Annotated in this window: 23 protein-coding genes; 12 read left to right on the top strand and 11 right to left on the bottom strand. The window is 72.4% G+C overall.

Going from position 1 to position 23,489, the window contains the following annotated elements:
* Nucleotides 1-12: 12 nt before the first annotated feature.
* From ACGFZS_RS36535 to ACGFZS_RS36520, 4 genes are all read right to left on the bottom strand, one after another.
* Nucleotides 13-1,398: an NADP-dependent succinic semialdehyde dehydrogenase gene (locus tag ACGFZS_RS36535; protein WP_393798714.1), complete on the bottom strand. Its 1,386-nt coding sequence runs from the start codon at nt 1,396-1,398 to the stop codon at nt 13-15.
* A gap of 181 nt (nt 1,399-1,579) precedes the next feature.
* Entirely contained in the window at nt 1,580-2,047 is a 468-nt protein-coding gene (locus ACGFZS_RS36530; protein ID WP_393798713.1) for an NUDIX domain-containing protein, read from the bottom strand.
* Nucleotides 2,044-3,600, bottom strand: coding sequence for an ATP-dependent DNA ligase (locus ACGFZS_RS36525; RefSeq protein WP_393798712.1), 1,557 nt, complete (start codon nt 3,598-3,600; stop codon nt 2,044-2,046). The genes ACGFZS_RS36530 and ACGFZS_RS36525 overlap by 4 nt, the downstream gene beginning before the upstream one ends.
* Nucleotides 3,601-3,639: 39 nt before the next feature.
* The gene (locus ACGFZS_RS36520) at nt 3,640-4,572 is read right to left on the bottom strand and encodes an NAD(P)/FAD-dependent oxidoreductase (protein WP_393798711.1); all 933 of its coding nucleotides are present in this window, start codon (nt 4,570-4,572) and stop codon (nt 3,640-3,642) included.
* 78 nt (nt 4,573-4,650) lie between these two features.
* Here ACGFZS_RS36520 and ACGFZS_RS36515 point away from each other — a divergent pair, with 78 nt between their 5' ends.
* The 6 genes from ACGFZS_RS36515 (at nt 4,651) to ACGFZS_RS36490 (ending at nt 9,908) form a co-directional block, all read left to right on the top strand.
* Complete coding sequence (locus ACGFZS_RS36515) at nt 4,651-5,223, top strand: XRE family transcriptional regulator (RefSeq protein WP_355720254.1); 573 nt, start codon at nt 4,651-4,653, stop codon at nt 5,221-5,223.
* Nucleotides 5,224-5,332: 109 nt separating this feature from the next.
* A complete protein-coding gene (locus ACGFZS_RS36510; protein ID WP_355720251.1) occupies nt 5,333-6,301 on the top strand; it encodes an NADPH:quinone oxidoreductase family protein in 969 nt (322 codons plus the stop codon).
* A complete protein-coding gene (locus ACGFZS_RS36505; RefSeq protein WP_393798710.1) occupies nt 6,298-7,479 on the top strand; it encodes an acyl-CoA dehydrogenase family protein in 1,182 nt (393 codons plus the stop codon). Before ACGFZS_RS36510 ends, ACGFZS_RS36505 begins: the two co-directional genes overlap by 4 nt.
* Nucleotides 7,476-8,549 (top strand): acyl-CoA dehydrogenase family protein, encoded by a 1,074-nt coding sequence (locus tag ACGFZS_RS36500; RefSeq protein ID WP_393798884.1) that lies wholly within the window; start codon nt 7,476-7,478, stop codon nt 8,547-8,549. Before ACGFZS_RS36505 ends, ACGFZS_RS36500 begins: the two co-directional genes overlap by 4 nt.
* Nucleotides 8,550-8,750: 201 nt before the next feature.
* Nucleotides 8,751-9,611: a phosphatidylinositol-specific phospholipase C/glycerophosphodiester phosphodiesterase family protein gene (locus ACGFZS_RS36495; RefSeq protein ID WP_393798709.1), complete on the top strand. Its 861-nt coding sequence runs from the start codon at nt 8,751-8,753 to the stop codon at nt 9,609-9,611.
* A 102-nt stretch (nt 9,612-9,713) separates the two neighbouring features.
* On the top strand, nt 9,714-9,908 hold the full coding sequence (locus ACGFZS_RS36490; RefSeq protein ID WP_355720240.1) for a hypothetical protein: 195 nt from the start codon (nt 9,714-9,716) through the stop codon (nt 9,906-9,908).
* A 9-nt stretch (nt 9,909-9,917) separates the two neighbouring features.
* On the opposite strand, the gene ACGFZS_RS36485 is transcribed toward ACGFZS_RS36490, so the two are convergent.
* A complete protein-coding gene (locus ACGFZS_RS36485; RefSeq protein ID WP_393798708.1) occupies nt 9,918-11,159 on the bottom strand; it encodes a phosphodiester glycosidase family protein in 1,242 nt (413 codons plus the stop codon).
* Nucleotides 11,160-11,235: 76 nt separating this feature from the next.
* Complete coding sequence (locus tag ACGFZS_RS36480) at nt 11,236-11,601, bottom strand: DUF779 domain-containing protein (RefSeq protein ID WP_359222398.1); 366 nt, start codon at nt 11,599-11,601, stop codon at nt 11,236-11,238.
* A gap of 469 nt (nt 11,602-12,070) precedes the next feature.
* On the opposite strand from ACGFZS_RS36480, the gene ACGFZS_RS36475 reads away from it, so the two are divergent.
* From ACGFZS_RS36475 to ACGFZS_RS36465, 3 genes are all read left to right on the top strand, one after another.
* Nucleotides 12,071-12,796, top strand: coding sequence for a hypothetical protein (locus tag ACGFZS_RS36475; protein WP_393798707.1), 726 nt, complete (start codon nt 12,071-12,073; stop codon nt 12,794-12,796).
* A gap of 138 nt (nt 12,797-12,934) precedes the next feature.
* Complete coding sequence (locus ACGFZS_RS36470) at nt 12,935-14,272, top strand: gluconate:H+ symporter (protein WP_393798706.1); 1,338 nt, start codon at nt 12,935-12,937, stop codon at nt 14,270-14,272.
* A 35-nt stretch (nt 14,273-14,307) separates the two neighbouring features.
* Nucleotides 14,308-15,639: an enolase C-terminal domain-like protein gene (locus tag ACGFZS_RS36465; protein WP_393798705.1), complete on the top strand. Its 1,332-nt coding sequence runs from the start codon at nt 14,308-14,310 to the stop codon at nt 15,637-15,639.
* A 25-nt stretch (nt 15,640-15,664) separates the two neighbouring features.
* Here the strand turns inward: ACGFZS_RS36465 and ACGFZS_RS36460 are convergent, their stop codons facing one another.
* Nucleotides 15,665-17,257, bottom strand: a complete 1,593-nt coding sequence (locus ACGFZS_RS36460; protein WP_393798704.1) for an MFS transporter — start codon at nt 17,255-17,257, stop codon at nt 15,665-15,667.
* A gap of 192 nt (nt 17,258-17,449) precedes the next feature.
* Here ACGFZS_RS36460 and ACGFZS_RS36455 point away from each other — a divergent pair, with 192 nt between their 5' ends.
* Both ACGFZS_RS36455 and ACGFZS_RS36450 read left to right on the top strand, forming a co-directional pair.
* Entirely contained in the window at nt 17,450-18,445 is a 996-nt protein-coding gene (locus ACGFZS_RS36455) for an Lrp/AsnC family transcriptional regulator (protein WP_393798703.1), read from the top strand.
* A gap of 78 nt (nt 18,446-18,523) precedes the next feature.
* Nucleotides 18,524-18,976, top strand: a complete 453-nt coding sequence (locus tag ACGFZS_RS36450; RefSeq protein ID WP_393798702.1) for a MarR family winged helix-turn-helix transcriptional regulator — start codon at nt 18,524-18,526, stop codon at nt 18,974-18,976.
* Nucleotides 18,977-19,012: 36 nt separating this feature from the next.
* Here the strand turns inward: ACGFZS_RS36450 and ACGFZS_RS36445 are convergent, their stop codons facing one another.
* On the bottom strand, nt 19,013-19,441 hold the full coding sequence (locus tag ACGFZS_RS36445; protein ID WP_393798883.1) for a PaaI family thioesterase: 429 nt from the start codon (nt 19,439-19,441) through the stop codon (nt 19,013-19,015).
* A 116-nt stretch (nt 19,442-19,557) separates the two neighbouring features.
* Between ACGFZS_RS36445 and ACGFZS_RS36440 the strand changes: the two genes are divergently transcribed.
* Nucleotides 19,558-19,983, top strand: a complete 426-nt coding sequence (locus ACGFZS_RS36440; protein WP_365687911.1) for a MarR family winged helix-turn-helix transcriptional regulator — start codon at nt 19,558-19,560, stop codon at nt 19,981-19,983.
* Nucleotides 19,984-20,002: 19 nt separating this feature from the next.
* On the opposite strand, the gene ACGFZS_RS36435 is transcribed toward ACGFZS_RS36440, so the two are convergent.
* From ACGFZS_RS36435 to ACGFZS_RS36425, 3 genes are all read right to left on the bottom strand, one after another.
* Nucleotides 20,003-20,617 (bottom strand): DedA family protein, encoded by a 615-nt coding sequence (locus tag ACGFZS_RS36435; RefSeq protein ID WP_359222367.1) that lies wholly within the window; start codon nt 20,615-20,617, stop codon nt 20,003-20,005.
* Between the two features lie 106 nt (nt 20,618-20,723).
* Nucleotides 20,724-21,830, bottom strand: coding sequence for an NAD(P)/FAD-dependent oxidoreductase (locus tag ACGFZS_RS36430; protein ID WP_393798701.1), 1,107 nt, complete (start codon nt 21,828-21,830; stop codon nt 20,724-20,726).
* A 163-nt stretch (nt 21,831-21,993) separates the two neighbouring features.
* Nucleotides 21,994-23,370, bottom strand: coding sequence for a glutamate decarboxylase (locus tag ACGFZS_RS36425; protein WP_393798700.1), 1,377 nt, complete (start codon nt 23,368-23,370; stop codon nt 21,994-21,996).
* Between the last annotated feature and the right edge of the window lie 119 nt (nt 23,371-23,489).

Below are 23,489 nucleotides of genomic sequence, written 5' to 3'. Positions count from 1 at the left end.
GTCGCGCGACCCTCACGCACCCTGCCAAACGGTGGTGATGTTGCAGAACTCCCGGATTCCGTGCCCGGACAGCTCACGGCCGTATCCGGACCGCTTCACGCCGCCGAAGGGGAACGCCGGGTGGGAGGCGGTCATGCCGTTGACGAACACGCCGCCGGCCTCCAGGTCCCGGACGAACCGGTCCACCTCGGCCTCGTCCCGCGTCCACACGTTCGAACTCAGCCCGAAGGGCGAGTCGTTCGCGATGAGCACCGCCTCGTTCAGGTCTCCGGCCCGGTACAGCGTGGCCACCGGCCCGAACGCCTCCTCGCGGTGGATGCGCATGTCGCGGTGGATCCCGGCGAGGACGGTCGGCGGGTAGTACCAGCCGGGCCCGTCCGGCCGCTGCCCGCCGCACAGCACCTCGGCACCCGACCGCCTGGCGTCCTCGACCAGTTCCTCCAGGTCCTTGCGCCCCTGCTCGCTCGCCAGCGGCCCGACGTCCGTGCCCTCGTCCATCGGATCGCCCGTGCGCAGCGCCGCCATGGCCGCCACGAACCGCTCGGCGAACGCGTCGTAGACGGCCGTGTGCACGATGAACCGCTTCGCGGCGATGCAGGACTGCCCGTTGTTCTGCACGCGCGCGGTGACCGCGATCCGTGCGGCGCGGTCGATGTCCGCCGAGGGCATCACCACGTAGGGGTCGCTGCCGCCCAGCTCCAGCACCGTCTTCTTGATCATCTCCCCGGCGGTGGCGGCGACCGCGCGGCCCGCGGGCTCGCTGCCGGTGAGCGTCGCCGCCCGCACCCGCTCGTCGCGCAGGACGTCGTCGACCGCCCCGGCGCCGATCAGCAGGGTCTGGAAGCAGCCCTCGGGGAAGCCCGCCCGGTGGAACAGGTCCTCCAGGTACAGGGCGGTCCGCGGGACGTTCGACGCGTGCTTGAGCAGGCCCACGTTGCCCGCCATCAGCGCGGGCGCGGCGAAGCGGACGACCTGCCAGAGCGGGAAGTTCCACGGCATCACGGCGAGCACCGGGCCGATGGGCCGGTACCGCACCCGGACCCGGGACGCGCCGGAGTCCTTCACGTCCGTCTCGGCCGGCTCCTCGTCGGCCAGCAGCTCCTCCGCGTGGTCGGCGTACCAGCGCATCGCCTTCGCGCACTTCGCGGCCTCCGCGCGGGCCTGCTTGACCGGCTTGCCCATCTCCGTGGTCATCGTGCGCGCGATGTCCTCCTGGTCCGCGTCCAGCAGGTCGGCGGCCCGGTGCAGCAGCCGGGCGCGCTCCGCGAAGGCGCTCGTGCGGTACGTGCGGAACGTGGCCTCCGCGAGTTCGAGCCGGCGTTCGAGCTCGTCCTCGTCCATGGCCTCGAACATTTCGAGCGTCTCGCCGTTCGCCGGATTGACCGTGGCGATGGGCATGGCTGACCTCCCTGGGAGCGGGCTTGCTAGGGGGTGTCCGGCGGATCATGCCGGCGTCGCGGGGTCTGGTGCGCCGCTCGGCCCGGCCGGACGGCACCGTTTCTTTCAGCCGACCTGATCCGCCGGACACCCCCTCGACCTTCCCGCGCGGCCGGGCCGATCGCAACGTAGGGGGCGCTGTTCAGCGGGTGTGCTGCGCCAGGCGGTCGAGGAAGGCGGACTGGGCCTTGACGATCAGCTCACGGGCGCGGTCGGGGGTGAGCCAGGCCACCCGGTCGAGTTCGGGGAACTCCTGGATGCGGCCCGAGCGCGGTGGCCACTCCATCACGAAGGTGCCGGGGGCGATCGCGGCCGGGTCCAGGTCGGCCTCGATCGCCCACGCCGTGACGATCTTGCCGTTGGTCTGGCGGACCTCGCCGAGTCCGATCGCCTCGCCGTCCGGCGGCCGCAGGCCCAGCTCCTCCTGGAACTCGCGGCGGGCCGCGTCCCAGGCGGGCTCGTCGGGCTCGTACTCGCCCTTGGGGACGGTCCACGCACCGGCGTCCTTCTTCGCGAAGAACGGGCCGCCCATATGGCCGAGCAACACCTCAAGGCCGTTGTCGCTATGCCGGAACAACAGCAGTCCGGCGCTTCGCCTCGGTTCCGTCACGGCCGTACCTCCGGGTGGGCGGCCAGCAGGGTCTCCACGGTATCGGCCTCCTGGGGCCGCTTGTCCTCGCGGTAGCGGACGACGCGGGCGAAGCGCAGGGTGACCCCGGCGGGGTAGCGGGTGGACCGCTGCAGGCCGTCGTAGGCGATCTCGACCACGAGTTCGGGGCGTACGGTCACCACCCAGCCGTCGTCCGAGACCTCCAGTTCCTTGAGGCGGGCGGTCTGCCATTCCAGCAGGGCGTCGGTGAGGCCCTTGAAGGTCTTGCCGAGCATGGCGAAGGAGCCGTCCGGGGTGCGGGCGCCGAGGTGGAGGTTGGAGAGCCTGCCGGTGCGCCGTCCGTGCCCCCACTCGGCGGCCAGGACGACCAGGTCGAGCGTGTGCACCGGCTTGACCTTCAGCCAGGAGGCGCCCCGGCGGCCCGCGCTGTAGGGGGAGTCGAGCGCCTTGACGACCACGCCCTCGTGGCCGCGGGCCAGGGTCGCCGCGAGGAAGTCCTCGGCCGCCGCGGTGTCCGCCGCGGCCGTCGTGTCCCCGGGCCCCGGCACCAGCGCCCGGCGCACCCGCATCGGCTCGGGGACCAGGCGGGCCAGCCGCGCGTGCCGTTCGGCGAAGGGGAGGTCGAGGAGGTCGTGGTCGTCGACCGAGAGCGCGTCGAAGAAGACGGGGGAGACCGGTACCTCCCGGGCCGCCTTCGCCACGTCCGTCCGGGAGCCGACCCGGCCCGCCGTCTCCTGGAAGGAACGGGGGCGGCCGTCGGAGTCGAGGGAGATCACCTCGCCGTCCAGCACGAACCGGTCGCCCGCCAGCTCCCGGGCGGCGGCCGTCACCTCGGGGAGGCGGTCGGTGATGTCGTCCAGGGTGCGGGTGAAGACGCGGACGGTGTCGCCGTCCCGGTGGACCTGGACCCGGATGCCGTCCAGCTTCTCCTCGACCGCGCAGGCGCCCAGCTTCGCCACCGCCTCCGTCACCGAGGACGCGGTGTGCGCCAGCATGGGCAGCACCGGGCGGCCCACGGTGAGCCGGAACCGGGCGAGGGCCGGCGGCCCTTCCGCCAGCAGCGCCCCGGCCACCGTCTGCAGGGACCCGGCGAGCATCACCGCCCGGCGGACGTCCGCCGGGTCCGCGCCGGTCGCCCGCGCGAGCCCCTCCACGGCCACCGCGTCCAGGGCGCCCTGCCGCACCTCGCCGCCGATCAGCCCCAGCAGGAAGCGCTGCTCGTCCGCGGTCGCCGCGCCCAGCAACTCGCCCACGATCCGGGCGCGCTCGGCCTGCGAGCCCGGACCGGAGACCTTGCCCAGCCCGGTCAGCAGGGCGTCGACCTCACGCACGGTGAGGGAGGGTTCGGCGGCCGGCGGGACCGGCCGGCCCAGCACCTTCCAGCCGACGCCGAGCCGGCCCTGCGGGAGCCGTCCGGCCAGGTAGGGGATGACGATCGGTACGTCGTCCGGGGCCGTCTCCCGGAAGAGTTCGGCGAGCAGCGCGGTCTTGCGGGACCGGGCCGCGGTGGCGGCCACCTCCCGGGACACTTCGGCGAGCCGGGTCAGCAGCATGCAGCCATGGTGCAACGGGTGTGGCCGAACCACACCCGCCTACACCCGCACGGCCGCGTCCAGGTCGGTGAAGAGCAGCTCGCCGTTGATCGCCGCGCCGGCGCGGTAGCCCCGGCTCGCCGCGTTGACCACCTGCTCGGCGAACCCGCTCGCGTTGCCCGCCGCCCACAGCCCCGGCACGGTCGTCAGACCGCGCTCGTCGATCACGGGGTAGGCGCCGAAGGGGGTCTCCGTCATCTCCGCGCCCAGCGCCCTGAGCAGGTCGTTGCGCGGTACCGGTCGCGGGGCGACGAAGAGGGCCTCCCGCGCGTGCACGCTGCCTTCCGCCAGCCGTACGCCCGTGAGCCGGTCGTCCTCGATCCGCAGTCCCGCCACCTCGCCGGGCACCACGCGCACCCCGGCCACGGCCAGCCGGCGCAGATCGTCGTCGGTCAGCTCGGCCTCCCGGACCTGGTGCAGGAAGAGGGTCACGTCCTTGGACCACTGGGTGACCATCAGCGCCTGGTGCACGCTCATCGCCGTCGCGGCGAGCACACCGAACGCCTGGTCGCGGACCTCCCACCCGTGGCAGTACGGGCAGTGCAGCACATCCCGGCCGAACCGCTCGGCGACCCCGGGCACCGGCGGCAGCTCGTCCTTCAGGCCGGTGGCCACGACCAGCTGCCGGGCCCGGACCGTACGGCCACCGGCCAGCGACACGGTGAAACCGTCGTCGACTCCGGTGGCGTCCACCGCCCGGTCCCGGACCAGCTCCACCCCGTACCGGGCGATCTCCTCCCGGCCCAGGGCCAGGAACTCCCCGGGCGGCATGCCGTCCCGGGTCAGGAAGCCCTGCATATGGGCGGCGGGGGCGTTGCGCGGCTCGCCCGCGTCGACCACCAGGGTGCGGCGCCGGGCCCGGCCCAGCACCAGCGCGGCGGACAGCCCGGCCGCGCTGCCTCCGACGACGACCACCTCGTACGTATCGGTCACGGTGACCACCTCCGGGGCCGACGGTCGCGCACCGCCTGCCGGATTGACAAACGTCTTTGCCGAAACTGCAATACGGTCATGACGACGGACGACGTTCTCGCGGGGGTGGGCCCCCGGCTGCGCCGGATCCGGAAGGAGCGAGAGGTCACCCTGGCCGCCCTCTCCGAGACCACCGGCATCTCGGTCAGCACCCTCTCCCGGCTGGAGGCGGGGCTGCGCAAGCCCAGCCTGGAACTGCTGCTGCCGATCGCGCAGGCCCACCAGGTGCCCCTGGACGAACTGGTCGGCGCCCCGTCGGTCGGCGACCCCCGGGTGCGGGCCAAGCCCATGGAGCGCTACGGCCGCACCTTCTGGCCGCTGACCCGGCAGCCGGGCGGACTGCAGGCCTTCAAGGTCGTGGAACCGAAGCGGAAACTCGACCCCGAGCCCCGAACCCACGAGGGCTACGAGTGGTTGTACGTGCTGTCGGGGAAGCTGCGCCTGGTGCTGGGCGACCACGACGTCGTCCTCGCGGCGGGGGAGGCGGCGGAGTTCGACACCCGGGTGCCGCACTGGTTCGGGTCGACGGGAGAGGGGCCGGTGGAGTTCCTCAGCCTGTTCGGGCCGCAGGGGGAGCGGATGCATGTGCGGGCGCGGCCGAAGCAGGCGTGACGGATCCGCTGTTACCTCGGACACGGTTCCCTCGATGGCAAGCGACCGCTTAGTATGCGGTGGACCCCGGTCAGACGACGCAGTCGACGCAGTCCCGTGGAGGCACCGCATGCAGGCATGGCAAGTGCACGAGAACGGCGAGCCGAGCGAGGTGATGCGGCTCCAGGAGGTGGAGCGGCCCACGCCCGGCGACGGCCAGGTGCTGCTCAAGGTGCGTGCCGCCAACATCAACTTCCCGGACGTGCTGATGTGCCGGGGCCACTACCAGGTGCGCCCGCCGCTGCCGTTCACCCCCGGCGTGGAGATCTGCGGCGAGACCGAGGACGGGCGCCGCGTGATCGCCAACCCCGTGCTGCCGCACGGCGGTTTCGCCGAGTACGCGGTCGCGGACGCCGCGGCCCTGCTGCCCGCGCCGGACGCGCTGGACGACGCCGAGACCGCCGCGCTCCACGTCGGCTACCAGACGGGCTGGTTCGCCCTGCACCGCCGGGCGGCGCTCCAGGCCGGCGAGACGCTCCTGGTGCACGCCGCCGCCGGCGGGGTCGGCAGCGCGGCCGTGCAGCTCGGCAAGGCCGCCGGGGCGACGGTGATCGGTGTCGTCGGCGGGGCCGACAAGGCCGCCGTCGCCCGCGAGCAGGGCTGTGACGTCGTCATCGACCGGCGCTCCGAGGACGTCGTCGCCGCCGTGAAGGCGGCCACCGGCGGGCGGGGCGCGGACGTGATCTACGACCCGGTCGGCGGCGAGGCCTACACCCAGTCCACCAAGGTCGTCGCCTTCGAGGGCCGGATCGTGGTCGTCGGCTTCGCCAGCGGCACCATCCCGAGCCCGGCGCTCAACCACGCCCTGGTGAAGAACTACTCCATCCTGGGCCTGCACTGGGGCCTGTACGCCACCAAGAACCCCAAGCTGATCCTGCACTGCCACGAGCAGCTCACCGAACTGGCCGCGAGCGGCGCCATCAAGCCGCTGGTGAGCGAGCGGGTGCCGCTGACCGAGGCCGCGGCTGCCGTGCAGCGGGTCGGCGACGGTGTCACCACCGGCCGGGTCACCGTCGTACCGAACGGAGCCGCAGCATGACCGACGCCGCCGAACTCCAGCGCCGCACCGCCGAGTTGCTGGCCGCGTATCCGGTGGAGACCACCGATCGGCTCGACTTCCTCAAGGCCCGCTTCGACGCGGGACTCGCCTGGGTGCACTACCCGGAGGGCCTCGGCGGCCTCGGCGCGCCCCGCTCCCTCCAGGCCGTCGTGGACGCCGAACTGGAGGCCGCCGGCGCCCCCGACAACGACTCCCGCCGCAACGGCATCGGGCTCGGCATGGCCGCGCCGACCATCCTCAAGTACGGCACGGAGGAGCAGAAGCGGCGCTTCCTGCGGCCGCTGTGGATCGGCGAGGAGGTCTGGTGCCAGCTGTTCAGCGAGCCCGGCGCCGGCTCCGACCTGGCCGCGCTCGGCACCCGGGCGGTGCGTGAGGGCGACGACTGGGTCGTCAACGGGCAGAAGGTGTGGACGTCCGGCGCCCACAACGCCCGCTGGGCCATCCTCATCGCCCGCACCGACCCGAGCGTGCCCAAGCACGCGGGCATCACCTACTTCGTCTGCGACATGACCGACCCGGGCGTGGACGTCCGCCCGCTGCGGCAGATCACCGGCGAGGCCGAGTTCAACGAGGTCTTCCTCACCGACGTCCGCGTCCCCGACGCCCACCGCCTCGGCGAGATCGGCGACGGCTGGCGGGTCGCCCAGACCACGCTCAACAACGAGCGCGTCGCCATCGGCGGCATGCGGCTGCCCCGCGAGGGCGGCATGATCGGCCCGGTCGCGAAGACCTGGCGCGAACGCCCCGAACTGCGCACCCACGACCTGCACCAGCGGCTGCTGAAGCTCTGGGTCGAGTCCGAGGTCGCCCGGCTCACCGCCGAACGGCTGCGCCAGCAGCTGGTCGCCGGACAGCCAGGACCCGAGGGCGCCGGCATGAAACTCGCCTTCGCCCGCCTCAACCAGGAGATCAGCGGCCTGGAGGTCGAACTCCGGGGCGAGGAAGGCCTGTTGTACGACGACTGGACCCTGCGCCGGCCCGAACTCGTCGACTTCGTGGGCCGGGACGCGGGCTACCGCTACCTCCGCGCCAAGGGCAACAGCATCGAGGGCGGGACCAGCGAGGTCCTGCTGAACATCGTCGCCGAACGCGTCCTGGGCCTGCCCTCGGAGCCGCGCACCGACAAGGACGTCGCATGGAAGGACCTCTCCCGATGACCGACCTGCTGTATGCGGAGGAGGAAGAGGCGCTGCGGGCGGCCGTACGGGACCTGCTCGCCGACCACTGCGACGCGCCGGGCGTCATCGCCCGCACCGAGTCGGACGCCCCGCACGACCTCGCGGCCTGGAAGGCCCTCGCGGACGGCATGGGGCTCGCCGGGCTGCTGGTCCCGGAGGAGCTGGGCGGCCAGGGCGCCTCGCACCGCGAAGTCGCCGTCGTCCTGGAGGAGTTGGGGCGGGCCGTGGCGCCCGTGCCCTATCTGACCAGTGCGGTGGTGGCGACGGAGGCGCTGCTGGAGTGCGGTGACGAGGAGCTGCTCGGGAAGCTGGCGTCCGGGCGGACGATCGGGGTACTGGCGGTGGGGCTGCAGGTCGCCCCGGGGGCCGCGTTCCAGGCCGTACGGGTCGAGGACGGGCGGCTGACCGGTGAGCTGACCGGGATCGCGGACGCCGTCGCCGCGGATGTGCTGCTGGTGCCGGGGGACGACGGCGGGCTGTACGCGGTCGCCGCGGACGCGGTGAGCGTGACCCCGCAGATCGCCTTCGATCTCACCCGGCCGCTCGCCGCGGTCACCCTCGACGGGGCGGCGGGGCGGCGCGTGGGCGATGCCGGGCCCGCGGTACGGCGTGCGCTGCGGGCCGGGGCCGGGCTGCTGGCCTCCGAGCAGTTCGGTGTCGCCGAGTGGGCGTTGACCGAGACCGTGCGCTACCTCAAGGAGCGCAAGCAGTTCAACCGGCCGGTGGGCGGGTTCCAGGCGCTCAAGCACCGGCTGGCGCAGCTGTGGCTGGAGGTCGTCAATCTGCGGGCCGCCGCGCGGGGGGCCGCCGATGCACTTGCCTCCGGCGTAGATGCGGATGTTCTGGTCGCCGTTGCGCAGGCGTACGCGGCGCCGGTTGCCGTGCGGGCGGCTGAGGAGGCGCTGCAGTTGCATGCGGGCATCGGCATGACCTGGGAGCACCCGATCCATCTGTATCTGAAGCGGGCGAAGGCGGATTCGATCGCTTTCGGTACGGCGGGGGCGCATCGGGAAGCCCTGGCCGCTCTGGTCGATCTTCAGATGCCGTGATGTAACGGTTTTCGGCCGCGGGTGCGTGGGGGCTGGTCGCGCAGTTCCCCGCGCCCCTTCGGGGCGCTGCTGTCGGGGGGCGTATGAAGTGAACCGGGGGTGGCAGTCCAGCCAACTCCCTGCGCAGATGGGCCCATTGGGCCTTGCTCGAACAGATACTCCCTTTGGTTCCTCATGGCCCTACAAGGGAGGCAGAGCATCATGGCCCTCACCACCCGTCGCAGAGCCCTCACCACCCTCGGCGCCGCGCTCGCCGGTGCCGTCGTGCTGCCCGGGCAGGCCTGGGCGGGCGGCGGTCACCGCGGCCCGCGGCCGCTGTGGCGTGCGCACGCCCACAACGACTACGAGCACACCCACCCCCTCTTCGACGCCCTCGGCCACCGCTTCGGCAGCGTCGAGGCCGACATCTTCCTCGTCGGCGACCAGCTGCTCATCGGCCACACCGTGGACGACCTCGACCCGAGCCGCACCCTCGAATCCCTCTACCTCGACCCGCTGGCCGCGCTCGTGAAGGCCAACCACGGTTCGGTGTACCGGGGGTGGCGGCAGCCGCTGCAGCTGCTGATCGACATCAAGACCGAGGGCTCCTCGACGTATCTGGAACTCGACCGTCATCTGCGGCGCTACAAGCACCTGTTCACGACGTACGCGCACGGCCGGGTCGTCCCCGGTGCCGTCACCAACGTCATCTCCGGTGACCGGGCGGCGCGTACGCCGATGGAGGCGCAGACCGTGCGCCGGGCCTTCTACGACGGCCGGCTCACCGACCTCGGCACCTCGGCGCCCGCCTCCTTCGTCCCGCTGATCAGCGACAACTGGACCCTCAACTTCACCTGGCTGGGCGAGGGCGAGTTCCCCGAGGCCGAGCGGCAGAAGCTGCGCGGGATCATCGCCGAGGCGCACGCGAACGGGCAGAAGGTGCGGTTCTGGGCCACCCCGGACGTCGCCGGACCGGCGCGCGACGCGCTGTGGGGTGAACTGCTCGTCGCCGGTGTCGACTACTTCAACACCGACGACCTGGCGGGCCTGGAGGCCTTCCTGGACGCCCACCAGGGGTCGTAACACCACTCGATCGGGGGACGTGTCAACCGCACGGACCAACCCTCCGCTACGCCACACTTGCGGCCGAACGCCTCGAAATGGGCGTGGCGGAGGAGGTTCGCGATGGCCGTTTCCATCTCTGTGGTGCTGCTGCTCCTGTTTCTGGCGGTGCTCTTCATGCGCCAGGGCGCGCTGAAGATCTCGCACGCCCTGGTCTGCATGCTGCTCGGCTTCTATCTGGCCAGTACCAGCATGGCGCCCACCATCAGCAGCGGGCTGACGGCGACCGCCGACCTGGTCGGCAGTCTGCGGCCGTGAGCCGGGCGGTCAGGGTTTCCAGAAGACCCCGATCCCGTTGGCCACGGCGCGCTCCGGGCTGTCGGTCGGGTGGTTGAGCACGCTCACCGTCTTCGCCCCCGCGGTGCGGGCCACCAGTGTCGTGGAGCCGCCGCCGTCCAGGCTGAACGCGTCGGACGCGCCCAACTCCCGCATCTCGTCGGCCACTTCGGCGATGGTCATGCCGCTGCGGTAGGCGGCCGCGCCGTCCAGGGCGAGGAGCAGGAGCTGGTGGCCGCCGGTCGTGTAGCCGGCGGCGGTGCGCACGGCCGAGGTGGTGTTGTTCAGGCCGGCCAGCGGCTGTCCGTCGCGCAGCACCGGGTAGCCGCCGACCGCGAAGCGGTAGGGGATCCTGGAGGCCGACGTCATCATCCACTTCCGTACCGTGACCCGCTCGCCCTTGGTGAGCGTGCGCAGCTTGTCCGCGCCCGCCTCCCGGCCCAGCAGGACGGTCGTACCGGCCGCGATGGCGCCGCTGCCCGGGGTGGCGGACGTGGCGACGACCTTCCCGTCGCGGATCCGCACCTCGTAGGTGTCCGTGCTGCAGCCGGCCGCCCGGCTGGTGTCCGAGCCGCAGGTGGCGCGCTTGCGGGAGACGGTGCCCCAGGCGGGGGTGTAGGCGCCGATGGAGTCCTGCGCCAGCGCGTACTGGTTGAGGCCGCGCAGCGCGAGGTTCCCGTCGGGGGTGCGGACCGTGCCGACGAGGGTCAGCCGGTCCAGCCGGGCCCGGCGGTCCACGCCGACGCCGAGGACGTCGGTGGTGTCCGTGCCGGGCGGCAGGGAGGGCCCGAACCGCTGGGCCGTCGGCACCGCCGCCTTGAGCAGCCGGCCCTGGGCGATCGCCGGGCCGACGCTCGCACCGGTCGCCGCGACCCCAGGGTGCTGGGTCTCGGTGATGTTGAAGAAGTCGCCGTTCACACCGGCGACCGCGCCCGCCGCGTCCGCCATCGCCGACACCTGGGCCCGGGCGGCCACCGCGTCCGGGTGGAGCAGGTCCACGCGGACGTGCGGGTTGGTCAGGTCCACGGTCAGCAGATGGGCGTGGACCGTGCCCTTGGCCGCCGGGACGTCGAACTGCCGGTAGCTGACACCGGACGAGATCCGGCCGGCGCCCGACGCGGCGCCGGCCGGTGCCGCCCCCGCGAGGGCCGCACCGGCCAGCACGCCGGACGTCGTGGCGATCTTGAACAGAGTTCGGGTCGTCGCTGCAAATCGTCTCTGACGATGCGTCACCGCACCCCCTGATGTCTCGTCGACTTCCGCGGATATCAGGGGGCAGTGCAGCAGACGTGAGTGACCTACAGGTCTGCTAGACGTCTACTACGCGAGAACGGGTGAGAAAACGCACCCCCTCGGGTGCCTCCAGCGAGAAACCGCTCCCTCGTCCGGGGACCACGTCCACGATCAGCCGGGTGTGGCTCCAGACCTCGTACTGGCTGCGGGACATCCAGAAGGTGACCGGCTCCGCGACCCCGTCCACCGCGAGTTCGGCCAGCAGCACGTCCGAGCCGCCGGTACGGAACTCGCCGTCCGGGTAGCACATGGGCGCGCTGCCGTCGCAGCAGCCGCCGGACTGATGGAACATCAGCGGGCCGTGCTCGTCGTGCAGCCGGCGCACCAGTTCGGCCGCCTGCGGGGTCAGCTCGACGCGTGGAGGCGCCGTCCTGTCGTCCATGGTCACCGTCCTGGGGGCCGGGGCATGCGATCCCCTCAGTCTCACGCCTCGTCACCGGCCCGTCCAGCAGCGGTCGTTGATCCACTCCGTGCACGGCGCCGTCGGCCGTACGGACCCGGGGTCCCGCACACCCCCTTCGGTGTCGAACCCCGCTGGTGGTGGTCACCGTCGGACTGCGGAGCCGGAAGGTGCGGGCGGCCGAGAGCCGGGTCCGGCCGGCGGAGGCGGAGCAGCGCCGGGCCGAGGCGCTGCGCGGGCCGCCCGGCAGCAGCTCGGCGGCCGAACGGGCCCGTGGCCGCGATGCCTTCGGCGAGCACTCCGCTGCTCGTCGTCCTCACCGCGGATCCGGCCGTCCACGGGGACCGTGTGGCGCCGACGGCTGAGGGCGGGGCGGGGAGTTGCTTCCCGGACGGGACGGGATCGCGGCTCGCGCCCCTACCCTGGGACCGGGGGACGGGGGCGGTGCCGGATGCAGTTCATCGAGGTGACCGGGCTGGCGGGGGTGCGCTCCGCCGTCATCCGGTTCCGGCGGCCGGGCTCGGGGCTGGAGTTCCTGCTCTTCCCGATGATCCATCTGGGCGAGGCCCGGTTCTACCGCGAGGTCACCTCCCGGCTGCGGGAGCGCTGCGACCTGGTGGTCGCGGAGGGGGTGGGGGAGGGGTCGCCGGGCGCGGACGCGCTGGTGGCCTCGTACGCCCGGCTGGACGGGCACGAGCGGCTCGGGCTCGTTGTGCAGGACATCGACTTCGACTCCCTCGGGGTGCCCGTGATCAACCCCGACATGAGCGGGGCGGAGTTCGAACACGGCTTCCGGCGGCTGCCGTTGCAGGAGCGGGTGATGCTGGCCGCGGTGGTGCCCGCGATGGTGGCGGGCATGCGGATGTTCGGCACCCGCCGCTATCTCGCCCGCCATCTGACGACCGAGGATCTGCTGACCGATGCCGAGGAGGCGGCGCAGGACGCCCTGCCCGGCCTGGACGATCTGGTGGTGCGCCGCAGGGACCGGCTGCTCACCCGGGCCCTGACCGACGCCCACCGGGCCTGGGACGAGCGGTCCGGAGGCTTCACCGTCGGCGTCGTCTACGGCGCCGAGCACATGCGGGCCGCGTCCCGCACGCTGACCGAGCTGGGCTACCACGCGGCGGACGCCGAATGGCTCACCGTGTTCCTGGTGGAGCCGCCGGTCTCCGGGTGACCTCGGATTCCTCCCGCACACCCATTGACCTGAGCATGTCCGGATCCCTAGCCTCCGTCTCCATACGTAGATGCAGTCTCTGTATGCAGGCGTCATTCAGGCATATGGACGTGACGCCCAGTTCAAAGGAGAACTGGCTTGCCTCTGGTCGTCGTAGGGATCAGCGTCCTGGTCCTGCTCTTCCTGATGACGAAGCTCCGGCTGAACGGCTTCGTCGCGCTGCTGGTCGTCGCCGTCGGGGTGGCCGTGGTCCGGGGGATCCCGCTGGAGAAGATCCCGGACACCCTCTCGGAGGGCATCGGCGGGCAGATCGGTGACACGATGCTCACCATCGGCCTCGGCGCCATGCTCGGCCGGGTGATGGGCGACTCCGGCGCGGCCCAGCGCATCGCCGGCAGGCTGCTGGCGATCAGCGGCCCGCGCGGGGTGCAGGTGGCCATGGTGGTCACGGCCATGATCATCGGTGTCACGATGTTCTACGAGGCCGCGTTCGTCATCATCGTCCCGGTCGCCTTCACCCTCGTCCGGGTCACCCGGTCGAACCTGCTCTGGGTCGGCCTGCCGATGTCCATCGCCCTCTCCACCATGCACAGCTTCCTGCCCCCGCACCCGGGCCCGACCGCGGTCGCGGCCGCCTTCCACGCCTCCGCCGGACTCACCCTGTTCTACGGCCTGTTCATCGCCGTCCCGGTCGGCGCGCTGATCGCCCTGGTGTGGCCCCGGCTGCCGTTCGTGCGGGCGATGAACCCCGAGGTGCCCAAGGGGCTGGTGAGCGAGCGCGTCTTCGAGGACGAGGAGATGCCCGGCACCGGCTGGTCACTGGCGATCGCGCTGCTGCCCGTCGTCCTGATCGCGGGAGCGGCGATCACCGACCTCGCCACCTCCGCCGACACCCCGGCGATCCACCTCGTCGACTTCGTGGGCTCCGCCCCGGTCGCCCTGCTGCTCACCCTGCTCGTCTCCCTGTGGGCGTTCGGGCCGCGCGTCGGACGCACCATGGAGGAGGTCGCCCGCTCCTGCCGCGAGGCCGCGGCGGCGATGGCGATGATCCTGCTGGTCATCGGGGCCGGCGGCGCGTTCAAGCAGGTGCTCGTCGACGGCGGGATCTCCGACTACATCAAGGACTTCACCGACGGCTGGTCCATATCGCCGATCATCCTGGCCTGGCTGATCGCCGCCATTCTGCGGGTCGCGCTCGGTTCGGCCACCGTCGCCGTGGTCACCGCCTCCGGTGTCGTCCTGCCGCTGCTCGCGGGCAGCGGGGTCCATCCTGAACTCATGGTCCTCGCCGTCTCCTGCGGCTCGATCGCCTTCTCCCACGTCAACGACCCGGGCTTCTGGATGTTCAAGGAGTACTTCAACCTGTCGGTCCTGGACGCCATCAAGGCCCGTACGACCTACACGACCGTGCTCGCGGTCCTGGGCCTGGGCGGTGTCCTGCTCATGGAACAGATCCTCGACGCCCTCGGCGTGTAAGCCCCGTCTCCCCTCTCCGGTAAGGACGTTCGCCCATGAGCCAGCCCGTCGTCACCCGCTTCTCCGTGTACCCGGTGGCGGGCCGGGACTCCATGCTGCTCAACCTCTCCGGCGCCCACGCCCCGTACTTCACCCGCAATGTGGTGGTCGTCGAGGACTCCGAGGGGCGGACGGGGCTCGGTGAGGTGCCGGGCGGGGAGGCGATCACGCGCACCCTGCGGGACGCGGAGCCCCTGGTGCTCGGTGCGCGACCGGGCGACCACAAGCGGGTGCTGCGGGCGATGGGCGAGGCGTTCGGCGGCCGGGACGCGGGCGGACGCGGCGAGCAGACCTTCGACCTGCGCACCACCGTGCACGCCGTCACCGCCGTCGAGTCCGCCCTGCTCGACCTGCTCGGGCAGCATCTGGAGGTGCCCGTCGCCGCCCTGCTCGGCGACGGCAAGCAGCGCGACTCGGTCCGCGTCCTCGGCTATCTCTTCTACGTCGGCGACCCCGACCGCACCGACCTGGACTACCCGCGCGAACCCGGCGCCGACGTGGAGTGGTACCGGATCCGCCACGAGGAGGCGCTCACCCCGGAGGCGATCGTCCGGCAGGCGGAGGCGGCCTACGACCACTACGGCTTCCGGGACTTCAAGCTCAAGGGCGGGGTCCTGGCCGGCGCCGAGGAGGTCAAGGCCGTACAGGCGCTGAAGGAGCGGTTCCCTGAGGCCCGGATCACCCTCGACCCGAACGGCGCCTGGTCGCTGCGGGAGGCCGTCGAGCTGTGCCGGCCGCTGCTCGGCACGCTCGCCTACGCCGAGGACCCCTGCGGTGCCGAGGACGGCTACTCCGGGCGGGAGATCCTCGCCGAGTTCCGCCGGGCCACCGGGCTGCCCACCGCGACCAACATGATCGCCACCGACTGGCGGCAGCTCACCCACGCGCTCGCCCTGCAGTCGGTGTCGATCCCGCTCGCGGACCCGCACTTCTGGACCCTGAGCGGATCGGTGCGGGTGGCCCAGCTCTGCCACGAGACGGGGCTGACCTGGGGCTGCCACTCCAACAACCACTTCGACATCTCGCTGGCCATGATGGCCCACTGCGGGGCCGCCGCCCCCGGCGAGTACAACGCCCTGGACACCCACTGGATCTGGCAGGAGGGCCGGGAGCGGCTCACCGCGGAGCCCCCGAGGATCGTCGGCGGCGAGGTCGCCGTCACCGACGCCCCCGGGCTCGGCCTCCGCCTCGACCGGGACCGGCTGCTCGCCGCCCACGCCGTCCACGAGGAACTCGGTCTCGGCGCGGGCCGGGACGACGCGGCCGCGATGCGGTACCTCGTGGAGGGCTGGAGCTTCGACGCCAAGCGGCCCTGCCTGGTGCGGTGAGCCGCCGGGCCGACGGCCGGCGCCGTCAGGCGTCCTGTACGGCCGGGGCCTTCTCCTGGGTGGTGTGTCCCGCCGCCCTGAGGGTCGGCGTCTGCCGGGGAGCGCGCAGCAGGACCGCCGCGACCAGGGCGGCCAGCAGGGTGAGGCTGCCCGCCGTGACCAGGCACAGCCGCATGCCGTCGAGGAAGGAGTCGCCCAGCGCGCCCATCGCCTGGCCGGTACGGGCCCCCAGGTTCAGGTCCGCGACCGCGCCGAGGCCGTCCGACTGCGCGGTCGTGACGATACGGTCCTGGGTCGCGCCGGTGACACCCGCCTCGGTGAGGTGACCGGGGAGCGCGTCGATCGCCCGGGTGCTGAGCAGCGCGCCCAGCACGGCCGGGCCGAGGGCGCCGCCGACCTGCCGGAAGGCGTTGTTGCCGGCCGCCGCCATGCCGGCCAGCTGGTACGGCACGGAGGCCACCGCGGTCGCCGTCATGGGCGTCATCACGAAGCCCATGCCCAGGCCGAGCAGAGCCAGCCGCCAGGCCGCCGAGGCGAAGGAGGTGTCGGCGGCAAGGCCGGTCAGCGCGAACTGGGAGGCGGCGACGAGCAGCAGACCGCCGGTGATCATCACCCGCGCGGAGATCCGGTGCATCAGGCGTCCGGCGGGGCCGCCGACCAGCAGGGCCGCCCCGGTGACGGTCAGCAGCCGCCACCCGGCCTCCAGGGTGTCCAGCCGCTGCACCATGCCGAAGTAGAGGCTGAGCACGAAGAAGAACCCGATCATCGCCAGGAAGCTGATCATCGCGACCAGCGTGGTGGCGGTGAAGGCCGGGCTGCGGAACAGGCTCAGGTCCAGCATCGGGCTGTCGCTGCGCCGCTCCACCAGCACGAAGGCGACACCCGCGACCACGGCCGTGAACAGCGCCACCATCACCTTGACGCCGGTGAACGAGTCCGCGCCGCCCTCGATCACGCCGTACACCAGCGCGGTGACCGCGAGCGTGGCGGTGAGCTGGCCCGGCCAGTCCAGCCGGCGGCCGTGCGGAGCCCGGGAGTCGGTCAGCCGCCTGGCCGCGACGGCGACGGCGAGCAGCGCGACGGGGACGGACGGCAGATAGATCCAGCGCCAGGAGAAGTGCGCGACGACCACCCCGGCGATCATCGGCCCGACCGCCAGGGCCGCCATCAGGCAGGTGGCCCATATGCCGATGTACTTGCCGCGCTCCCGGTGGTCCGGCACCGCGTGGCTGATCAGCGCCAGGGTCGTGGGCAGCAGCGCGGCCGCGCCGATCCCGGCCAGCGCCTGGCCGGCCCAGACGACCTCGATCGAGTGCGCGCACAGGGCGGTGACCGCGCCCGCCGCCGAGAACAGCAGCCCGGCCTGGAAGACCTTCTTGCGCCCGTGGACGTCGCCGAAGACGCCGGCGGTCAGGATGAACGCGGCCATGGGCAGCACGAACGCGTCCTGCACCCACGACAGTTGCGCCGTCGAGGCGTTCAGCGCCGCCTGCAGGGCGGGCAGGCTCACGGAGACGGTGGTGACAGGAAGATAGGCGACGAAGACGCCCAGGCAGGCCATGACGATGGTGGCCGCCCGCCGCTCGACCGGCGCGCTCGCCGGTGTCGTCACGTTCACGGAGATTCTCCTTCGCGGCGCACCGCACCGCGGTCGAGGCCCCCGGAGAACCCGGTGGCCTGTGTCGTACGGGCCGCCGAGGGGAAACCCGCCGCCACAGCATCCGGCCTGCCCGCCCGCAACCGCCAACCAAGTGCCCCTCGGCCTGCAAAAGCCTCCAAATACACCCGCCGTCCGTGACACACTTCCGCCATGTTCGACCACGTGGACAGAAAGATCCTCCGTGCCCTGCAGTGCGCTCCCCGGCTGCCCTTCCGCAGGATCGGCGAGGTGGCCGGCGTCTCCGAGCAGACCGCGGCCCGCCGCTACCAGGCCCTGCGCCGCAGCGGCACCCTGCGCGTGCTGGGACTGGTCAACCCGCGGGTGTACGGCTCCGCGCAGTGGGTGGCCCGGATCCGCTGCCGCCCCGACCGGGTCGGCCCGCTCGCCGACGCCCTGGCCCGCCACCCCGACATCGCCTACGCCCATCTGGCCTCGGCCGGCTCCGAGATCTTCTGCGTGATCCGCGCGCCGCTCGACACGGAGCGCGACGACTTCCTGTTCCGGCAGCTGCCCAGGTCGGGCTCGGTGCTGGACGTGAGCATCGATCTGCTGCTCCACGAGTACGGCGCTCCCGGCACCGCCGAGTGGACCGGCTACGGCGACAGCCTCGACGCCGAGCAGGTACGGCGGCTCACGGCGGAACGGCCCTCGCCCGCCGCCACACCCCCGCCGGCCCCCACGCCCGAGGACGCCCCGCTGCTCGACGCCCTCGCCCAGGACGGCCGTGCCACCCACACCCGGCTCGCCGAACTCACCGGCTGGTCGCTGTCCCGGGTGGCGCGCAGGCTGGAGTCGCTGGAGAGCTCCGGCACCCTCGAATACGAGGTGGAACTGCTCCCCGAGAACCTGGGCCACCCCCTCAACGCCACCCTCTGGCTGCGGGTGGCCCCCGCCCTGCTGGAGCGGGTCGGCGAGGAGTTCGCCGGCCATGAGGAGGTGCCGTTCGCCGGGGCCGTCACCGGCGAGTACAACGTGATGGTCAGCGTCGTCACCCGCGACCCCGACGACTTCTACCGCTATCTGACCACCCGTGTCGCCGCCACCCCGGGCATCGACGCCTACAGCGTCAGCATGCGGGTCCGCCCCCTCAAGAAGGCGGTCTCCCTCATCTCCCGGGGTCGGCTGGTGCCGGTGACGCCCCTCTAGCCTCTAGGCGGAGTCCACGCCGACCGCGACGGACCGGGGGAACCCGCCGGAATTGCTTGAGCACGCTAATCTCGTGGGATGACCGCCGAGGATCCGTTGACCGCCCAGGAGCAACGCCTCTGGCGCGCCCTGATGCGTCTGATCGTCGCGCTGCCGCGGTCGCTGGACGACGATCTGCTGCGGTCCACGGGGCTGACGCTCACCGAGTACGTCGTCCTGATGAACCTCTCCGAGGCCGAGAACCAGGAACTCCGCATGGCGGAACTCGCCTCGGCCACCGCCCTGTCCGCGAGCCGCATCACCCGCGTCGTGGACGCGCTGCAGAGCCGCGGTCAGGTCGTCAAGCGGCGCTACGAGGGCGACGCCCGCGGCAACGTGGCGACGCTCACCCCGGAAGGGCTGAAGCGCCTTCAGGACGCGTACCCCGTACACCTGGCGAGCGCCCGCGGGCGGGTCGTGGACCTGCTCGACGGGCGGTCGGTGCCGGCCCTGGTGCGGCAGCTCGAAGCGGTGGTCGAGAAGCTCGACTGAGCACCACCGCCGGCAGCGGCGGCCGTGCCGCCCGCGTCAGGCCCGGCCGGATGCCACGGGCGGCGCGAAGGAGATGGTGCCCTGGGCGACCGCGCACACGCTCTCGGTGCCGTCCGCGCCGACGTTGGACACCTCGCAGCGGCAGACGGCGAGCGCCCGGCCGCGCCGGACCACCCGGGCCCGGGCCCGCAGGAGTTCGGCGCCCGCCGGGCGGACGTAGTCGATGGTGAACCCGGCCGTGAGGGGCCGGTCGCCGGGCTCGGTACCGGAGGCGAAGGCCATCGCGTTCTCCGCCACATAGGCGATGACCCCGCCGTGGACGGATCCGTAATGCTGGCGCAGCTCCGGCCGGTTCACCAGCTCCAGCGTCGCCTCGCCGCCGCCGAAGGCCGTCAGCCGCGTACCCACCAGGGCGCTGAAGGGCTGGGCCGCCAGGATCCGCTGCGCGAAGGCCATGTCGGGCATGTCGTCATCGGGCGTGTCGTTCACACTCGCCACCCCACCGAGTATTCGGTTCATTATTGAATTCACTAGTGAAGTGAGAATGGCGCGCGGCCGTGGAGTCTGTCAAGATTCCGCCCATGTCCGAGCCCGACCAGCGTCTTTTCTTCCTGCTGCAACGCGCGGCGCACCAGATGCGCACCACCGCGGACCGGCGTCTGCTGTCCGTCGCCGGGATCACCACGGCCCAGCTCGGCGCCCTGCTGGCGCTCGCCGACGAGCCCGGGATCACCCAGCAACGGCTGGCACAGGCCCTCCAGCAGCGCGAGTCCGGTATCACCGCGCTGGTGCGGCGGCTCTCGGAGGCCGGTCTCGTCACCCGGCGCAGGCACCCGGACGAGCACCGCGCGGTCGTCCTGGAACTGACCGAGCACGGGGTCGGCGTACTCGCCCTGGCCCGCCCCGAGATCGACCGGTTCAACGCCGAACTGCGTGCCCTGCTGGGCGCCGACGGCTTCACCGAGACCTCCGCGGCCCTGCACCGCCTGGCGCACTGGGAACCCTGAGGCGAGGGCGCGGGCGGGGTCAGCGCCGACGGCGCGCCTGTGCCAGCAGGGGCAGCAGGGAGAGGACGACGATCACGCCGACCAGCGGCAGCAGGTAGTGGTCGATGCCGGAGAACGACGACCCCAGGGCGTACCCCGCGAGGACGAAGCTCTGGGACCAGAGCACCCCGCCCACGATCTGCCACAGGGTGAACGTCCGCACGGGCACCCCGAGCGCCCCGGCCGCCGGGTGCAGCACCGTCCGCAGCAGCGGTACGAAGCGGCCGATCACCAGTGCCTTGCCGTATCCGTAGCGGGCCAGCAGCAGCTCCGCCCGGACGGCCGCCGCGCGCACCCGTGGCCGGGTGGTCCGGGCCAGCAGCGGACGGCCGCCGTGCCGTCCGATGAGATAGCCCACCTGCGCGCCCACGACGGCACCGACGGCCGCGCACACCAGCACCTGCCACAGCTCCAGCCGGGGTGCGCGGTCCGCGTTCGCCGCGCACAGCACACCGGCCGGGAAGAGCAGGGTGTCACCCGGCAGGAAGAAGCCGACGACCAGCAGGCCCGACTCGGCGAAGATCACCACCAGGACGGCCAGCGCCCCGAAGGCAGCGAGCAGTGAGGCGCTGTCCGTCGGATTGACGGCGATCACCGCCCTCGCCTCCATGGTCCTCGCCGGTCGCTTCCCTCAAGTGTCACGTGACACGGAGCCGCGCGCAGGCAGGGGGAGAGGCGGGAGGGGGCAGGAGGGGACGGAGTCAGGCAGCGCTGTACCCGAGCTGGCGTCTCATGTAGGGGGTCATGAGGGTCTTGGCCTTGGCGATGGCGGTGGTCCGGGTGCCCAGCACCGCGCTCTCGCCGAGCGGTACCGGCAGCACGGTCACGCCGTCGGCCGGTCCGAAGGGCACGATGAGCGGGGTGCGGTGGACGGCTCGGTAGGAGCGCGGCTTCTTGCTGTGCCGTCCCGAACTGCGCAGGTAGGACGTGATGTTGTGGGCGGCGACCTCGGCCTGGGCGAGCGCGGCGGGGGTGACCTTGAGCTCGCTGACGTCGTTCACGTCGCCGACCGCGAACACGTCCGGGCGGCCCTCGACCCGGAGCGTCCGGTCGACCTTCACGTGCCCCGACCCGGTCAGCCAGTCGCCGTGGCCGGCCAGCCGCAGCCACAGGGTGTTGGGGGTGGTGCCGGTCGCCCAGAAGGAGAGGTCGGCGGCGAGGACGGTGCCGTGGGCGTCCCGGTAGGTGCCGAAGTCGTGGCCGGGGGACATGAAGGAGTCCAGCCGTACCGCCACCTCGTGGGACTCCAGCCAGGCCCGGGCCTTGCGGCCGGCCCGGGCGCTGCCCGTGGAGTGCAGCAGCTCCTGTCCGGAGTGCGCGAGGGTCACCCGGGCGTCCGGCCGGGCCAGCCGGATCTCGGCGCTCAGCTCGACACCGGAGGGGCCGCCGCCGACGACGAGGATGTGCTCGGCGACGGCGATGTTGTGCTGGTGCTCGGCGAAGGCCTTGGCGGCCTCGTCGGGGCTGGCGCCGACGAAGCGGGCCGGTTCGGGGTAGTCGGCGCCGGTGGCGATCACCACCACGTCGTACGGCAGCCGTTCGCCCGTGGCCAGGACGGCCTGGCGCTCGACGGTGTCGACGCGGACCGCCTTGCCCACGGCGACCCGGCCGTTGGTGAGCAGCCTGTCGTAGGGGATGAACGGGGCCCCCGTCCACTCCGGGCGCACTCCCGCCCGCAGGGACGCGATGCGGTGGAAGAAGACCTCCTTGCGGTCCACGAGCGTGACATGGGCCGTCTCGTCCAGCTTCTTCGCCAGCCGTATGCCCGCGTAACCGCCGCCTATCACCACTACATTGCCGTCCCGCACAGCGATACTCCTGAGCCAGGGTGGGGGGAATGGCCGTGAGCGTAACACTTGAAACATCAAGCGTAGGGTGGGTTGTGTGAGAGTGCTGTAAAGAGCCCCCGCGCCGGGCGCGGGCCGCCCCCGGACGGCCGCGGGCCCGGCACGGCCCCGAACGCGTCCCGGATCAGGGGGTGTTGAGCGCGGCGAGCGGCGGTGGGGGTGTCGGCCGGGCGGTGTACATCCGGCGGGTGACCTCGGTCAGGTCGGCGATGAACATCCCCGCGAGTTCGGCCGTGAACCCGGTGCGGACGACGAGACGCAGGACCGACACGTCCTGGCAGGGCGCGGGGAAGGTGTACGCGGGCAGGTGCCAGCCGCGGGCGCGCATGGCCTGGGAGACGTCGAAGACCGTCGGGCCCTCGGTGCCGGGTGCCAACCGGAAGGCGAAGGCGGGCAGTTCGGAGCCGTCCGTGACCAGCTCCCAGGGCGCGATGCGCTGGATGCGGGTGGCCAGCGCACGGGCCGTCGTACGGCTCTGGGCCGCCAGGTCCCGCAGCCCGTCGAAGCCGTACCGCAGGAAGCTGTAGTACTGCGCGACGACATGGGCGCCCGGCCGGGAGAAGTTGAGGGTGAAGCTGGGGGAGCGGCCGCCGAGGTAGTCGACCTCGAAGACCAGGTCGTCGGGGAGGGCCGCGGCGTCGCGCCACAGGGCCCAGCCGAGCCCGGGGAAGACATGGCCGTACTTGTGGCCCGAGGTGTTGATGGAGGCGACGCGTTCGAGCTGGAAGTCCCAGAGCAGGCCCGGGTCGAGGAACGGGGCCACCAGGGCGCCGGACGCGCCGTCGACATGCACGGGGATGTCGGTGCCGGTGGCGGCCTGGTAGCCGTCCAGGGCCAGGCAGATGTCGGCGACGGGCTCGTAGGAGCCGTCGAACGTGGACCCCAGGACGGTCACGACCCCGATCGTGTTGTCGTCGCAGTAGGCGGTGAGCGTGTCCGGCGTGAGGTGGTAGCGCCCGGGCTCCATCGGGATGTAACGCGGCTCCACCTCGAAGTAGTTGGCGAACTTCTTCCAGCACACCTGGACGTTCGCCCCCATCACGAGGTTGGGGCGCGCGGTGTCCTTGCCCTGGGCCCGCCGGCGCTCCTGCCAGCGGCGCTTGAGCGCGAGGCCGCCGAGCATGGCCGCCTCGCTCGACCCGGTGGTGGAGCAGCCGCGGACCTGCTCCGGGTACGGCGCGTGCCAGAGCCGCGCGAGCATCCGCACACAGCGCTCCTCCATCGCGGTGATCTGCGGGTACTCGGCGCGGTCCGCGAGGTTCTTCTCGGCGGTCTCCGCCATCAACTGCCGTGCCTGCGGCTCCATCCACGTGGTCACGAAGGTGGCGAGGTTGAGCCGTGCGTTGCCGTCGAGCATCAGCTCGTCGCGCACGCGGCGGCTGACCTGTTCAGGCGGTGACGAGGACTCGGGGAGTTCGTCGACCGGCAGCAGGAGATCGTCGGCGGGCGGGCGGTCGGGCCCGGGAGGAGGGGTCGGGATGTCGAACTCGACAGCGGTCATGACGTCGGTATGCGGGATGGGCATGAGTGCCTCGATGCCTTTCTGGTACGTGCGGCCCCGTGCCCTTTGAAGCTAGATCGCTTTTCCGTCCGGCATCCGTGCAGATTCCACCGATCCAG

Origin of the sequence: Streptomyces sp. NPDC048288 (assembly GCF_043201555.1) — a bacterium.
GTDB lineage: Bacteria > Actinomycetota > Actinomycetes > Streptomycetales > Streptomycetaceae > Streptomyces.
Note: the sequence above shows the minus strand (reverse complement) of the source record. Positions and strands in the feature narration are given on the sequence as shown.

Excerpts from the sequence above, each read along its gene's own strand:
- ACGFZS_RS36535 (WP_393798714.1), bottom strand. The coding sequence starts at position 1,398 with ATGCCCATCGCCACGGTCAATCCGGCGAACGGCGAGACGCTCGAAATG.
- ACGFZS_RS36525 (WP_393798712.1), bottom strand. The coding sequence starts at position 3,600 with ATGCTGCTGACCCGGCTCGCCGAAGTGTCCCGGGAGGTGGCCGCCACC.
- ACGFZS_RS36515 (WP_355720254.1), top strand. The coding sequence starts at position 4,651 with ATGACGACGGACGACGTTCTCGCGGGGGTGGGCCCCCGGCTGCGCCGG.
- ACGFZS_RS36510 (WP_355720251.1), top strand. The coding sequence starts at position 5,333 with ATGCAGGCATGGCAAGTGCACGAGAACGGCGAGCCGAGCGAGGTGATG.
- ACGFZS_RS36505 (WP_393798710.1), top strand. The coding sequence starts at position 6,298 with ATGACCGACGCCGCCGAACTCCAGCGCCGCACCGCCGAGTTGCTGGCC.
- ACGFZS_RS36500 (WP_393798884.1), top strand. The coding sequence starts at position 7,476 with ATGACCGACCTGCTGTATGCGGAGGAGGAAGAGGCGCTGCGGGCGGCC.
- ACGFZS_RS36495 (WP_393798709.1), top strand. The coding sequence starts at position 8,751 with ATGGCCCTCACCACCCGTCGCAGAGCCCTCACCACCCTCGGCGCCGCG.
- ACGFZS_RS36490 (WP_355720240.1), top strand. The coding sequence starts at position 9,714 with ATGGCCGTTTCCATCTCTGTGGTGCTGCTGCTCCTGTTTCTGGCGGTG.
- ACGFZS_RS36480 (WP_359222398.1), bottom strand. The coding sequence starts at position 11,601 with ATGGACGACAGGACGGCGCCTCCACGCGTCGAGCTGACCCCGCAGGCG.
- ACGFZS_RS36475 (WP_393798707.1), top strand. The coding sequence starts at position 12,071 with ATGCAGTTCATCGAGGTGACCGGGCTGGCGGGGGTGCGCTCCGCCGTC.
- ACGFZS_RS36465 (WP_393798705.1), top strand. The coding sequence starts at position 14,308 with ATGAGCCAGCCCGTCGTCACCCGCTTCTCCGTGTACCCGGTGGCGGGC.
- ACGFZS_RS36455 (WP_393798703.1), top strand. The coding sequence starts at position 17,450 with ATGTTCGACCACGTGGACAGAAAGATCCTCCGTGCCCTGCAGTGCGCT.
- ACGFZS_RS36450 (WP_393798702.1), top strand. The coding sequence starts at position 18,524 with ATGACCGCCGAGGATCCGTTGACCGCCCAGGAGCAACGCCTCTGGCGC.
- ACGFZS_RS36445 (WP_393798883.1), bottom strand. The coding sequence starts at position 19,441 with ATGCCCGACATGGCCTTCGCGCAGCGGATCCTGGCGGCCCAGCCCTTC.
- ACGFZS_RS36440 (WP_365687911.1), top strand. The coding sequence starts at position 19,558 with ATGTCCGAGCCCGACCAGCGTCTTTTCTTCCTGCTGCAACGCGCGGCG.
- ACGFZS_RS36425 (WP_393798700.1), bottom strand. The coding sequence starts at position 23,370 with ATGACCGCTGTCGAGTTCGACATCCCGACCCCTCCTCCCGGGCCCGAC.